This is a genomic window from Enterococcus malodoratus (assembly GCF_027659535.1).
In the GTDB taxonomy this organism is placed as follows: domain Bacteria; phylum Bacillota; class Bacilli; order Lactobacillales; family Enterococcaceae; genus Enterococcus_A; species Enterococcus_A malodoratus.
Genome location: NZ_JAQDPG010000014.1, coordinates 95,720 through 108,613 on the forward strand (window position 1 = coordinate 95,720; position 12,894 = coordinate 108,613).

The window sequence follows — 12,894 nt, forward strand, 5'->3', positions numbered from 1 at the left end:
CAGCAAATGATTCAGGGCAAAGGAGCGAAAAAAACTATGAAACAAGGAATTCATCCAGAATATCATCCAGTAGTATTTATGGACTCAACAACAGGTTTCAAATTCTTGTCAGGTTCTACAAAATCTTCACAAGAAACTGTTGAATGGGAAGACGGAAATACTTACCCAGTAATCCGTGTCGAAGTTACTTCAGACTCTCATCCATTCTACACTGGACGTCAAAAATTCACGCAAGCAGATGGACGTGTGGACCGTTTCAACAAAAAATACGGTATCAAAGACACAAACGCTGCGGAATAATCAAAATTCTGTTCAAACAGACTTTAACGAGTTTCCTATTATGGGAGGCTCGTTTTTTTGTTAGCCATTATAAGGTCGCTTTAATTGTCGTTCTTAGAGATTTCTGCTATGGTTTTGTTAGTAAAATAAAGTGGAAGAAATAAAAAAATCTGATAGCTGGGAGTTCTGGCAATGTACAAGAAAAGATATGGACTAGTCTTTTTACTGACTCTTTTTTTCATTTTTCCGTTACAGGCAAAGGCGGATAATCAGGGGCTGACGGTCGATCAGCAACAGAAGAAACTGGAGCCGTATGGTTATTTTTATCGAGCGGCTTTTTCGGATAAGTCTGAAGAGGATGATCTTGGAATGTACAAAATTCCGGGCCTGTACGAAGCGCAGACACTTAGTTTGAAAACGAATGATGTTTCAGATAGTCGAACGATGACGCCGCAGGGAATTGCGCTGACGGAGAAATATATTTTGATTTCGGCATACAGTCACGATCACGCGCATCATTCGGTAATCTACATGTTGGATCGTCAAACACATCAGTTCATAAAGACAGTTGTGTTGCCAGGACATCCGCATCTTGGTGGAATCACGTATGATCCGGACCATCAGCGTGTGTGGGTAACAACAGGAGAGCTTGTTGCGGGTCTTTCATCGATTGATTTGAAGGAAATGGAAGCCTATCAGATGGAAAATCAGCGGGTCATTTCTTATCATCAGCAGATTTCTTTAAAAGAGGTTTCTCATGCATCCGCATTGACCTATACATCTGGTGTCTTGGTCGTCGGGTATTTTACGCTGAATGAATACGGACGGATGGCGACCTATCGCCTAAATGATCAAGGGGAACTATCGATCGCTTCACAGGAAAAAGTTTCTAGCTTTGACCAAGGCAAGCAGAAAAAAGCTGGATTAACGCCGGTTCCATCTTCGCAATTTGCCCGTTCACTGGGGTCATGGAAAACCTTGGATATGATTCAAGGAGTAACCTTTTACAAGGATTATTTACTGATGTCGCAATCATGGGGGCCGGATCGTCCCGGCAAAATTTACTTTTTCGATCTTGATAAAGTCGATCACTTTTTCTCGATAAAGGATGCCGCATTTGAGATTGATACTCCGCCGTATATCGAACAAATTTCGGTGGATAACAACCAGCTATTTGCCGTTTTTGAGGGCGGCGCATGGCCTTATCGATCAAGAAATCCAGTATTAGTGGACCATGTCATTCAACTAAGTATTGATGACTTACTTTCAGATAAGGCTCAATCAAAATAATAGGAATATACTATAACGGGTTTTCTACTGACTATAGGAAGCTCGTTTTTTGTCTTATTGATGAAACGTGTTTCAGATCGTGAAACGAGTTGAGTTGTAAGCGGTATCTATATATTTATAGACATATGCACCGTATACTGAACACATCATAAAAAGAAGGAGATAAAATGATGAAAGCGAAAATCATGGATAGCATGCAAAAATTTTCGAAGGCAATGTTTGTTCCCGTGCTGATCTTGCCAATAGCCGGTATTTTGATCGCGATTGGAAACGTTTTTACCAATCCGCGGCTGATCGAGACGTTCGGCTTTTTAGATAATCCGATCACGATGGGGTTTGGCAGTATTTTGTCTGCGGCACTGCTGCCGGTCTTAACGAATCTAGGCGTCATTTTCTGTGTCGGAATTGCCTTGGGTTTGGCAAATAAGAAAAAGGCTGAAGCGGCGTTTACCGCTTTGCTAGGATATTTAGTTTTCTTATATGCGATGAATAAATTTATGGAGCTAAGAGGCATGCTGGTGGCTCCGGATCAGTTACAAGGTTCGGGTCAAGCTTTGGTCTTGGGTGTTCAAGTATTGGACATGGGTGTTTTTCTAGGAATTATTCTTGGTGTTGTTGTGGCACTGATTCATAATCGGTTCATTGATACGACATTCAACAATGCTTTTCAAGTCTACGGCGGTGCGCGCTTTGTCTTTATCGTTTTGATCCCTGTACTAGTGCTGGCAGCCATCGCGCTTTCATTTATCTGGCCGGTTATTCAACAAGGGATAGACGGTTTGGGCGGTGTTATACAGAAGACGGGAAATTTTGGAATCTTCCTTTATGGTTCATTGGAACGATTGCTGATTCCAACTGGATTGCATCATTTGATCTATACACCGTTTCTATATACCTCACTTGGCGGTGTGGCAGAAGTCGGTGGACAAGTATTTGAAGGTGCACGGAATATTTACTTTGCGGAAATCGCCGATCCTGCTGTAAAGGTCCTATCACAAAGTGTGATCTGGGACGCACGGGGAATCTCAAAAATGTTTGGTTTAATCGGTGCCTGTTTAGCGATGTATCAAACCGCTAAACCAGAAAATAAATTCAAGGTAAAAGCGATCTTGATCCCAGCGGTAGTAACTTCCTTTGTGGCTGGCGTGACTGAACCGATCGAATTTTCATTTATGTTTGTGGCACCGGCATTATTTGTCATTCATTCTGCCTTAAGCGGATTGAGTATGGTGGCATTGAACATTCTTGGTTCGCGGGCGATCGGTCCTAATGGCTTTATCGACTTTCTGCTCTATAACATTCCATTAGGGACAGAGAAAACACGTTGGCCGATTTACCTTTTAGTCGGAATTGCCTTCTTCTTTATCTATTACTTTATTTTCCGGTTCTTGATCGTCAAATTTAACTTCAAGACAGTTGGACGAGAAGATAGTGATCAGGAGACGAAGCTGTATTCGAAAAAAGAGTATAACGAGAAAAAAGATTCTGTACCAGATGGTGGTATACTGACTGCCTCAACGTCAGAGGATGAAGTATCAGGCAGAATCGTCGAGGGTCTAGGTGGCGCCGAAAATATCAAAACGATCGATAATTGCTATACGCGTTTACGTTTGAAGCTGGCAGATCCAGCTTTAGTGGATGAAGGGCTGCTGAAAAACCAGACTCAAGCAAAAGGTGTTATCAGCAACGGAGAAAATGTGCATGTGGTCTATGGATTGACCGTTCCGCAAGTGCGGGAGAAACTTGAAAAATATTTAGGTAGAGATAGTGGAGGAGACGAATAGTATGAAGAAATTTTCAGTAGTAATTGCCGGCGGCGGGAGTACGTTTACTCCAGGAATCGTCATGATGATGTTGGATAATTTGGAACGCTTTCCATTAAAAACATTGAAATTATACGATAACGATGGTGATCGTCAAGGAATTTTAGGGGAAGCCTTAGAGATTCTATTAAAGGAACAGGCACCGGAGATCGACTTTTCATATACGACTGATCCAGCGGCTGCATTTACGGATGTTGATTTTTGTATGGCCCATATTCGTGTCGGAAAATATGCGATGCGTGAAAAGGATGAAAAGGTTCCGTTGCGTCATGGCGTCTTTGGTCAAGAAACCTGCGGACCGGGTGGAATCGCCTATGGTATGCGCAGTATTACAGGTATGCTGGAGATCATTGATTACATGGAAAAATATTCGCCTGAATGTTGGATGTTGAATTATTCGAATCCAGCAGCGATCGTGGCTGAGGCTTGCCGTGTCTTGCGTCCAGATTCTAAAGTGTTAAATATTTGCGATATGCCTGTTGGTACATTGCGTCGGATGTCGCAGATCGTAGGGAAAAAACCAGAAGAATTAGAGGTGCGTTATTTCGGACTGAATCATTTCGGCTGGTGGACCAGCGTCAAAGACGAAGAAGGTCATGAATATATCAATCAAATTCGCGACTATGTTTCTGAACATGGCTACTTGACTCAAATCGAAGTAGATACTCAGCATACAGATCCAAGCTGGCAGGAGACACATAAGAAGGCGAAAGATATTCTAGCGGTAACCCCCGAATACTTGCCTAACACTTACTTGAAGTATTACCTATATCCTGATTATGTCTTCGAACACATGAAGGATCATCCTGAATTTACACGAGCAAATGAAGTGATGCAGGGACGGGAGAAAAACGTCTTTGATCATGCCCGTCAAATTATCGCGAATGGCTCAGCGGAGGGGATCGCTTTTGACATTGATGCTCACGCGACCTTTATTGTAGATTTAGCACGCGCTATTGCTTTCAATACCCATGAACGCATGGTAATGATCGTTGAAAATAATGGTGCGATCGCAAATTTCCCAGATGATGCGATGGTTGAAGTTCCATGTATCGTCGGAACGGATGGACCAGAAGCTTTGACTCAAGGTCAAATACCCGCCTTCCAACAAGCCTTGATGTTCCAGCAGGTCACTGTCGAGAAATTAGTTGTTGAAGCGTATGTAGAAAACAGTTATCAAAAGATGTGGCAAGCATTGACCTTATCTAAAACAATTCCAAGCGCGCAGGTCGCCAAGGAGCTCTTAGATGATCTAATTGCTGAAAATGGTGATACTTGGCCAGAATTACATTAAATTTTAAGGGATGTAACCGCAGTGATTCATTAGAATTATTGTCGTTACAATCCCTTTTTCTAAAAAATCAGGAGGAATAATGATGGAGATCGCAATGATCGGCTTAGGAAAAATGGGAATGGGGATCGCTGAAAATCTATTGAGGCATCAGCATCAGGCAAAAGGATTTGATATTGATCCCGAGACTGGGAAAACTTTCTCAAAAATGGGTGGGACTTTTTATACCGATATCAAGAGTCTCTTAACGAACAACAATACGCAGCAGATCGTTTGGATAATGTTGCCGGCAGGGATTTTGACGAATAAGATGGTAGTTGAGGTCGCCAATCATTTGAGCGCGGGGGATATCGTGATTGAAGCGGGAAATTCGCACTATCAAGATAGCCGCAATAATTATGACTACTGTCGCGAGCGGGGCATTCATTTTATCGATGTCGGGACATCTGGTGGTGTTGCAGGAGCGAAAAATGGCGCGTGTATGATGGTCGGGGGTGAACAAATTATTTTTGAAAAATTAAAGCCGTTGTTTACTGATTTATGCGTTGATAAAGGATGTATTTACAGCGGATCGGCAGGAAGCGGACATTATCTTAAGATGGTTCATAATGGAATCGAATACGGCATGATGCAGGCAATCGGTGAAGGCTTCAATTTACTGCATCATAGTCCATATGATTATCAGCTGGAGGAAGTCGCTCAGGTTTTTAATCATGGATCAGTGATTCGTTCGTGGTTGATGGAACTGACTGAAAAAGTATATCAAGAACGTCTGGATATGACAGAAATCGCTGGAGTGATTCCGTCATCTGGGGAAGGAAAATGGACGGTAGAGGAAGCGTTGCGGCTGAAAGTTAATTTGCCGGTGATCACTCAGTCACTTATGACGCGCTTTGCTTCAGAGGATTGTGATAAGATAAGTGAGAAACTTGTCGCATTATTGCGCAATCAGTTTGGCGGACACGCCTTTGTAAAGGATGAATGATTTTGTCAGTTATTTTAGGAATCGATATTGGAACAACCGCGATTAAGCTGGGGGTAATTGAAGAGAATGAGCCGCTTTATACAAGTGAGCTGCCGCTTCAAACTTATGGCGATGAGCGGATTAAGTATCAAGACGGAAATGAACTTTTGACCATTTTACAGGCGGGTATTTTGGCTATTCCGGCAGGTCTGCGAAAAAAAATCATGAGGCTTAGTTTTAGTACGGCGATGCATAGTTTGATGCCGGATAATGAAACGAAGCAAATTTTCCTGTGGTCGGATCTGCAAGCGGCAGAGGTCATTGAATCGTTTAAGCAAACCAGCTTAGCTGCCCACTTTTATGAAGTCTCTGGAACACCGATTCATGCCATGTCCTCATTTGCGAAGTTGCTCTATTTCCAAGAAATAAAACGCTATCCAGAGGAAACAAAATGGTACGGACTTAAAGAATTGGTGATGAGCTTTTTTACAGGGACATCAACGATTGATTACGCCACGGCATCGGCTACGGGATTGTTTGATTTACGGAAAAAACAATGGAGTAATGAAATCCTAGACTATCTTGGGATTAGCGTAGAACAGTTAGCTACGGCAGTTGATACCGACCAATCTTTTGAGATGCTGCCGGCTATCCGCAGATTATTTGGCCTTTCTTCGGATATTCAAGTGATTATTGGAGCGAGTGATGGGACTTTGGCAGCTTATGCCAGCTACTATTCTACGGGCAGAACCGCCAGTTTGACAATCGGGACGAGTGCGGCGGTTCGTCAAATCACGAAAACTGTTCAGTTGGATCAGGAAAAACAAAATTTTTGTTACTATTTAAAAGAGGATTTGCTGGTGAGCGGGGCTCCTTCGAATAATGGCGGAGTCGTTTTAGCCTGGGCGGCCAATCATTTGGCTGAACATCCAGCGGAATTCTACTCAATGCTGCCTGATTTATTGGCACAAACAGAGGCGGGAGCGAAGGGGCTGCGGTTTTGGCCGTATTTAAATGGGGAACGTGCGCCTTACTGGAGCAATGAGATCAAAGGCGGTTTCTATGATCTGACCCTGGAGCATACGCGAATGGATATGATCCGCAGTGTGATCGAGGGCGTTTTGTTAAATGTTCGTCAACTGGTAAAACTTGTCGCAAGCGATCAGGAGTTGTCGGTCAGCGGCGGTTTCTTTCAAACACCAGCATTAGGGCAGCTAGCCGCCGATGTCTTTGGGAATGCCTGTTACTATGCACCGCAAAATGAACCGATTTTTGGTTTGTACTATCTATTAGAACAACCTAAAATTATGGCGGAAGAAATTCAGCAGACGTATCTCCCAAATTTAAATCAACAAGAGGCGTACAAGCAGATCGCTAATCATTATTTTGAGTAATCAGCTCTGGGTAAATTCTTGCACGATATATTCCATCAACAGCATCAATTTTCCGAAGAAGCTATTGTATTTGATATTTTGACTATCTAAGGGACGTTCATCAGCCACTTCGAAGATGATCGTCGCCGCTTCAGTGGCCCTTGACTGGCTGTTACCAGTAAATAAAATCGTTGGAATCTCTCGTTCTTGGGAAAAGTGCATTTTTTCAATAACCTTTTGCGTCTCGCCGGATTTAGAAATGACGATCAGCATACTGATATTATCGGCATTGTTATTAATGATGCCTGAAGAATCAGCGGCGTTAACGAAAAGCGTTTTGATCCCATTGACTAGCAGTTTTTTGTACAAATATTCAGCGACAATACTTGAAAATCCGGTAGCGTAGATAGTAATGAATTTGCCTTGATTTTCTTGATAAATCTTTTTCATATTTTGAATCGAAGGGGCAATCTTTTCAGTCGGAATAGAAATATCTACGGTTGCTTCCACGAGTTGGTTGTGGGGCTGGTATTGGTTTTTCAAAAAGTAGAACAGCTCTAAGTAACCAGAAAAATCTAGTTTTTGTGCCAATCGAACAATCGTCGCAGGCGAAGTATACAATGTTGCCGCAATCTTTCTCAGCGAAACTCCGTCTAACTCATTTACGTGAGCGGCTAAATACGTTAAGATTGTGCGGTCGTTATCTGATAATTGTTTCCCTTTAGTCACTAATTCTAGATCCATTTCTACACCCCTAAGCAAAATAATAAAACCCTTACTTTTGTATTATACACTAACAGTAATGAAAAAAAGTCAGCGGTATATTGAGTAGTCATTTTAAACAATCTAGAAGGGAGTCTAACAAATGTTTGGTTTATTTAAGAACAAAAGCAGCGAGATCCATACACCAGTAAATGGAGTAGTAGTAGATTTAAAAGAGGTAAATGATCCAGTTTTTAGAGACAAGATGATGGGGGAGGGCTTTGCGGTTAAACCATCGGATGGCAAGATCTGCGCCCCAATTAAAGGGACGATCAAATCCATCTTTCCGTCATTACACGCACTGACACTGGAAGCGGAGGACGGATTGGATATCTTGATCCATATTGGATTGGACACGGTAGAATTGAACGGTGATGGTTTTAGTTCAACGATCCATGAGGGACAAAAAGTAAAAGCAGGGGATCCATTAGTCCAAGTTGATTTAGCTTTTTTGGCAGAAAATAAAAAGGATAGTATCGTAATCGTAGTTTTTCCTGAAATGCAGAACAAAGAAGTGGTCATCAATCCTGGGGAAAAACAGATTGGAGAAATCGCGGCGGTTTTAAAGTAAAATCATCAATTTTGAGAACTTCCAAATTTATGGAAGTTTTTTTGAGCATACTATCCTTTTAAGGAGTGGAAATAATAAGAGTCACGCCTGCTTCACTAGTTGTATTTGTGTTAAGATTTAAGAAATCAATTTCTAGTAAGGAGGAAAAAATGACACTATGTTCTATTATCTTTGTGCAATTTTTACACTAATTAGTGCCGGTGTAAGTTTAGGTTTTTCGATTGAAGCATTTCTAAAGGCTAAACAACAACCTAGTGAAGCGATTATCACTGCTAAATATGCGGTATCAAGAAGTTTATCTTTGTTTTTGACGGCGATCGGACTTTTAATTATTCATTCAAATCCATATTTGATAGCTGTCTCAATCATTATGATTGGTGTCCAACTTTTTGACGGAATTATCGGAATAAAAATAAGCACCTTTAAAATGATCGGACCGCTATTGACGGCTTCAGGAAATAGCATGGTATTGGTTCTTTTTTTACTAAACTAATAGCATGTACCGAAATTAATTTAATCAAAATACGATATAAAAATCTTTTTTAACAAGTCTTTCAATCTAGAAAGGCTTTTTTTAATTTAAAAAAATTGACACTATAGTCTAATTGGACTATAGTGTAGCAAGCAAAGAAATTGAGGTGCAGAAAATGAAATCACTACTATTAATTGGACAATCTAATATGGCTGGACGCGGTTATTTAAGCGACGTTCCAGCAATTTATAACGAAAATATCGAAATGCTGCGAAACGGACGCTGGCAAATGATGGCCGAACCGATCCATTTTGACCGTGAAGTTGCGGGTGTTGGACCAGCGGCATCATTTGCGGCGGCTTGGGCACAAGATCATCCAGAAGAAAAACTTGGATTGATTCCCTGTGCGGAAGGCGGCAGCTCGATTGACGAATGGGGCGCAGATCAAATGCTGGCGCGCCACGCGATCGCCGAGGCTAAATTTGCGATGGAGACAAGTGAACTAATCGGCATTTTATGGCATCAAGGAGAAAATGACAGTTTAAATGGAAAGCATTCGGTGTATGCTGAAAAATTGAAAGCTGTATTTGATTTTTTTCGGAGCGAATTAGGCTTGCCGGATGTGCCGATCATTGTTGGAGAATTGCCGGACTTTTTAGGTAAAAGCGGTTTTGGCTTGAGCGCGACAGAATTTAAAGAAATCAATCGTGAAATGGCTAAAGTAGTCGCGGAAGAAGAAAATTGTTATCTAGTCAGTGCTGACAACCTATCTTCCAATCCGGATGGCATCCATATCAATGCTGAATCACAACGCCAGTTTGGTATCCGTTATTACGAGGTTTTTACAAAGAAAGCAAGTATCTCTCATGCATTAGGCGATGAAGACGAAAGATTAAGTAAAATTTATGGCAGAGAAACGACCAAAAATGAAAGAATTTATTTATTGAGTCGTGATTTCGCTCTTGGTAAGATTGATTATCAGAAGTTCATGGAAAAATTTGCAGAGATCGCTAAGTAAATGATTGAGGTGAAAAAATGATCCCACTCTTAATTTTAGGTTTGCTGAAAGAGAAGCCCGCTTCCTATGGCTATGAGTTGCTTTCTGATATGGAAGCTAATTATTTTCAATATTTTGTGAAGTTTACCAAAGGGTCATTTTATTACAATCTGCAGCAGCTAGAAGAAAAGAGAATGATCCAGAAAGTATTGATTGAACAGGGACTCGACGAAAAGGGAAAAAATCGCTATACACTTACCGAGCTAGGAGACAAGGAATTTGAACGGCGATTCGTGCAATATGGCAGTAAGAACGAACCAATCACTTTTCCCTTTTATACTCCAATGCTTTTTGTTGATCAAGTGAGCTCTGAAGAAATGGAACAATTGCTGAAGAAACAAATCCAGCAAACGCAAGAAAAAATTCATCTAATCGAACTGGCATTAACGTCGCCTGATCAACTGCGGCCGAATTTTGTCAAAATGATGGAAAATTCAAAGCGGCATCATGAGGTCAATCTCGAATGGTTTCAGGAGCAATTAACTGATTACAAACAATAACTCGCGAGAATTTCTCGTGAGTTTTTTTAAATTGTTTCTGCTTTTTCTATTTATACAGTAGTCGTGAGTTGTGTTTTCCTGTATGGTTGATTCATGAGAAGTTGATAAGAAAGGCGGGTCAAAAATGAAAAAAGAGAGAAGCTTCCATGTCTATGCCATTATTACAATTATCTGCTGGTCCTTAGCATTTGTTTTATCGCGATTAGTGATGCAGGAATTATCTTCAGAAGCTCTAGGTTTTCTACGCTATTTGATCGCCTCCCTCGTTTTGATTTGCCTCATACCATTACTAAAGCTGCGCAAGGTTGAGAGCAAAGATCTGGGTCTGATCGTTTTGACGGGAGCGACCGGTTTTTTTCTTTACATGATCGCGTTTAATAAGGGTGTCAAAGAGGTGAATGCGGCGACCAGCAGTGTAATCATCGCCACAGTTCCGATGATTACCGCTTTGCTTTCACGTTTTGTCTATAAAGAAAAAATAACGACAAAACAATGGATTGCCACAGGCGTTTCTTTTCTAGGGGTTATGATCATCACAATAGTGAATAAAGGATTTACGATCAGTAATGGATTAAATTGGCTTTTCTTGGCTGCGATTTTGTTAGCTGCCTACAATTTACTACAAAAAAAACTGGTTCAAAAATATTCTGCGATTCAAAGTACGATGATGAGTATTTTTGCGGGCACGATCATGCTGGCGATTTTTCTACCGCGAACCATCAATGAGGTGCAGGGGATCTCGATGCAGACAATTATTCTTGTTTTAATTATGGGGATTTTTTCCAGTGCGATTGCTTACGTTTCTTGGACGAAAGCTTTTGAAGTAGCGGAGAATGTGGCATCCGTAAGCAACTATATGTATGTGACGCCATTACTTACGACTGTTTTAGGCTTGGTGATTGCCAAGGAGTTTCCCGAAGTATCAACGATCGTCGGCGGAATAATTATTTTAGCAGGACTGATCCTATTCAATAGTGATCAGCTGTTTTCCAAAAAAGTACGGATAAAACGGATCGGAAATGCTGAATTAGCAACGGCTGCGCAGGTTATTCGAGAAAGCTTTGCCACGGTGGCGAATGACTTTGACCTGACGCTGGATAATTGTCCGACGAACGGTGCTTTTACACAAGCAAAACATTTAAAAATCGATTTGGATAAGGGGCAGCAGCTTTTCGGTGTCTACCTTGGTAAGAAGATGATCGGATTTTTTGAGCTGGTTTATCATGGCGGGTATAAGGCAACCTTGGAAAAAGTAGCTGTGGTTCCAAGTGAGCGAGGTAACCAATACGGAGAATTCATTTTGGACAAGGCTCGGAAGATCGCAGCTGAAGATCGAATAGAACAGATTGATATCGGAATCATTAAAGAGAATCGACGATTAAAAAAATGGTATCAGAAAAATGGCTATGAGATTGTCTGCTCCAAACAGTTTGACCATTTACCTTTCGAAGTATTGTATTTGCAATTAGACTTAAAAGACGAGGTGACCAATGAATAAGTTAGAAGCTCAAGCAGCAATCGAAAAAGTTTATCCTGATTTAGTGATCGAAAATTTTGAATTTCTAGGCTCGGGGTTCGATAGTGACGCATTTTTACTCAATCAGTCCTATGTTTTCAAATTTCCCCGACATGCCCGAGCGGCTAGAAACTTGTATAAAGAAGCGGTGGTTTTACGAGAAATAAAAGACCAAGTCCCATTGAAGGTTCCTGAAATTTGCTTTGTAGGTGAGTCCAATAGAAAGCATCAATTAGAATTTGTTGGTCATGAAAAAATCAACGGTGTCCCGTTAACCGCTGATATTTTACAATCACTAACAACTGAAGAAAAAGAGAACTTGAACAAAGAACTGGCTGCTTTTTTCAAGGCGCTGCATGAGATAAAATTGCCGGAGTCAATCGAAGGTCTCGAAGTAGATAAAAAAACTAAGGCAGCATATGAGTACAAAGTGATTAAGCAAGCGGCTTATCCGCTACTTCCTAAATCTGTCCAACTAGAAATTGATGAGGTATATCGGAGAATATTACAACAGGATTTTCACTACCAAAAATGTTTGATTCACAATGATTTTGGTGCGAGTAATGTGTATTACGATCAAGCAACCAATCAAATTTGCGGACTGATCGATTTTGGCGATGTGGCGATTTATGATCGTGATATGGAATTCGTCTGTCTCATGTTTGATTACGAGGAAGGGTTCAACCAAGAATTTGTCCAAAAGCTTATGGTTGCTTGCGAGATTGATCCAAATGAAATACAAAAGAAATTGGGATTTGTTGATTTTTATAATCAGCTTGAAAATATTTATTTAGGCCAAGAGTTTGGTATGACGGAACTGTTCGAAGATAGTGTCGCCGAGATTCAACAAGGGTTGAAGGGCTATGAAGAGAATATTCTGTTGGAAGACAAAACGATTGATTACCTTTAAAAGACTAACGTACGTTTCCGTAACAGGATGAAGTGACCCCCAAAAGTTAGACTTTTTCGGAGTAGAGAAATCTACTCCGTTTTTTG

At 41.0% G+C, this 12,894-nt stretch carries 13 protein-coding genes; 12 read left to right on the forward strand and 1 reads right to left on the reverse strand.

The window, feature by feature from the left end:
• The first annotated feature begins 36 nt into the window (after window positions 1-36).
• The 6 genes from PGP85_RS19165 to PGP85_RS19190 all read left to right on the forward strand — a co-directional run bounded on the left by PGP85_RS19165 (window position 37) and on the right by PGP85_RS19190 (window position 7,041).
• Window positions 37-300, forward strand: coding sequence for a type B 50S ribosomal protein L31 (locus tag PGP85_RS19165; RefSeq protein WP_010739538.1), 264 nt, complete (start codon window positions 37-39; stop codon window positions 298-300).
• 171 nt (window positions 301-471) lie between these two features.
• Window positions 472-1,569 (forward strand): YncE family protein, encoded by a 1,098-nt coding sequence (locus PGP85_RS19170; RefSeq protein WP_270328887.1) that lies wholly within the window; start codon window positions 472-474, stop codon window positions 1,567-1,569.
• Between the two features lie 170 nt (window positions 1,570-1,739).
• Window positions 1,740-3,353, forward strand: a complete 1,614-nt coding sequence (locus tag PGP85_RS19175; RefSeq protein ID WP_251866434.1) for a PTS transporter subunit EIIC — start codon at window positions 1,740-1,742, stop codon at window positions 3,351-3,353.
• A 1-nt stretch (window position 3,354) separates the two neighbouring features.
• Window positions 3,355-4,686 carry a 6-phospho-alpha-glucosidase gene (locus PGP85_RS19180; RefSeq protein WP_270328888.1) on the forward strand — a complete coding sequence of 444 codons (1,332 nt, stop codon included), beginning with the start codon at window positions 3,355-3,357 and terminating at the stop codon, window positions 4,684-4,686.
• A gap of 82 nt (window positions 4,687-4,768) precedes the next feature.
• Window positions 4,769-5,668: a phosphogluconate dehydrogenase (NAD(+)-dependent, decarboxylating) gene (gene gnd / locus PGP85_RS19185; RefSeq protein WP_270328889.1), complete on the forward strand. Its 900-nt coding sequence runs from the start codon at window positions 4,769-4,771 to the stop codon at window positions 5,666-5,668.
• Window positions 5,665-7,041, forward strand: coding sequence for a gluconokinase (locus tag PGP85_RS19190; RefSeq protein WP_270328890.1), 1,377 nt, complete (start codon window positions 5,665-5,667; stop codon window positions 7,039-7,041). Before gnd ends, PGP85_RS19190 begins: the two co-directional genes overlap by 4 nt.
• Here the strand turns inward: PGP85_RS19190 and PGP85_RS19195 are convergent, their stop codons facing one another.
• Window positions 7,042-7,764 carry a MurR/RpiR family transcriptional regulator gene (locus PGP85_RS19195; RefSeq protein ID WP_270328891.1) on the reverse strand — a complete coding sequence of 241 codons (723 nt, stop codon included), beginning with the start codon at window positions 7,762-7,764 and terminating at the stop codon, window positions 7,042-7,044. It abuts the gene before it with no gap.
• A gap of 121 nt (window positions 7,765-7,885) precedes the next feature.
• Here PGP85_RS19195 and PGP85_RS19200 point away from each other — a divergent pair, with 121 nt between their 5' ends.
• The 6 genes from PGP85_RS19200 to PGP85_RS19225 all read left to right on the forward strand — a co-directional run bounded on the left by PGP85_RS19200 (window position 7,886) and on the right by PGP85_RS19225 (window position 12,808).
• Window positions 7,886-8,353 carry a PTS sugar transporter subunit IIA gene (locus PGP85_RS19200; protein ID WP_010739530.1) on the forward strand — a complete coding sequence of 156 codons (468 nt, stop codon included), beginning with the start codon at window positions 7,886-7,888 and terminating at the stop codon, window positions 8,351-8,353.
• Window positions 8,354-8,510: 157 nt separating this feature from the next.
• Window positions 8,511-8,846, forward strand: a complete 336-nt coding sequence (locus PGP85_RS19205) for a hypothetical protein (RefSeq protein WP_270328893.1) — start codon at window positions 8,511-8,513, stop codon at window positions 8,844-8,846.
• A 154-nt stretch (window positions 8,847-9,000) separates the two neighbouring features.
• A complete protein-coding gene (locus PGP85_RS19210) occupies window positions 9,001-9,843 on the forward strand; it encodes a sialate O-acetylesterase (protein ID WP_270328894.1) in 843 nt (280 codons plus the stop codon).
• A gap of 17 nt (window positions 9,844-9,860) precedes the next feature.
• Window positions 9,861-10,382 (forward strand): PadR family transcriptional regulator, encoded by a 522-nt coding sequence (locus PGP85_RS19215; RefSeq protein WP_270328895.1) that lies wholly within the window; start codon window positions 9,861-9,863, stop codon window positions 10,380-10,382.
• Between the two features lie 124 nt (window positions 10,383-10,506).
• Entirely contained in the window at window positions 10,507-11,880 is a 1,374-nt protein-coding gene (locus PGP85_RS19220) for a GNAT family N-acetyltransferase (RefSeq protein WP_270328896.1), read from the forward strand.
• Complete coding sequence (locus PGP85_RS19225; protein ID WP_270328897.1) at window positions 11,873-12,808, forward strand: phosphotransferase family protein; 936 nt, start codon at window positions 11,873-11,875, stop codon at window positions 12,806-12,808. Before PGP85_RS19220 ends, PGP85_RS19225 begins: the two co-directional genes overlap by 8 nt.
• Window positions 12,809-12,894: the final 86 nt, after the last annotated feature.

What these genes read in the sequence shown, in the direction of transcription:
- PGP85_RS19210 (WP_270328894.1), top strand. Translation starts at nt 9,001, where the DNA reads ATGAAATCACTACTATTAATTGGACAATCTAATATGGCTGGACGCGGT.
- PGP85_RS19190 (WP_270328890.1), top strand. Translation starts at nt 5,665, where the DNA reads ATGATTTTGTCAGTTATTTTAGGAATCGATATTGGAACAACCGCGATT.
- PGP85_RS19215 (WP_270328895.1), top strand. Translation starts at nt 9,861, where the DNA reads ATGATCCCACTCTTAATTTTAGGTTTGCTGAAAGAGAAGCCCGCTTCC.
- PGP85_RS19205 (WP_270328893.1), top strand. Translation starts at nt 8,511, where the DNA reads ATGTTCTATTATCTTTGTGCAATTTTTACACTAATTAGTGCCGGTGTA.
- PGP85_RS19165 (WP_010739538.1), top strand. Translation starts at nt 37, where the DNA reads ATGAAACAAGGAATTCATCCAGAATATCATCCAGTAGTATTTATGGAC.
- PGP85_RS19175 (WP_251866434.1), top strand. Translation starts at nt 1,740, where the DNA reads ATGAAAGCGAAAATCATGGATAGCATGCAAAAATTTTCGAAGGCAATG.
- PGP85_RS19195 (WP_270328891.1), bottom strand. Translation starts at nt 7,764, where the DNA reads ATGGATCTAGAATTAGTGACTAAAGGGAAACAATTATCAGATAACGAC.
- PGP85_RS19180 (WP_270328888.1), top strand. Translation starts at nt 3,355, where the DNA reads ATGAAGAAATTTTCAGTAGTAATTGCCGGCGGCGGGAGTACGTTTACT.
- gnd (WP_270328889.1), top strand. Translation starts at nt 4,769, where the DNA reads ATGGAGATCGCAATGATCGGCTTAGGAAAAATGGGAATGGGGATCGCT.
- PGP85_RS19225 (WP_270328897.1), top strand. Translation starts at nt 11,873, where the DNA reads ATGAATAAGTTAGAAGCTCAAGCAGCAATCGAAAAAGTTTATCCTGAT.
- PGP85_RS19200 (WP_010739530.1), top strand. Translation starts at nt 7,886, where the DNA reads ATGTTTGGTTTATTTAAGAACAAAAGCAGCGAGATCCATACACCAGTA.
- PGP85_RS19170 (WP_270328887.1), top strand. Translation starts at nt 472, where the DNA reads ATGTACAAGAAAAGATATGGACTAGTCTTTTTACTGACTCTTTTTTTC.
- PGP85_RS19220 (WP_270328896.1), top strand. Translation starts at nt 10,507, where the DNA reads ATGAAAAAAGAGAGAAGCTTCCATGTCTATGCCATTATTACAATTATC.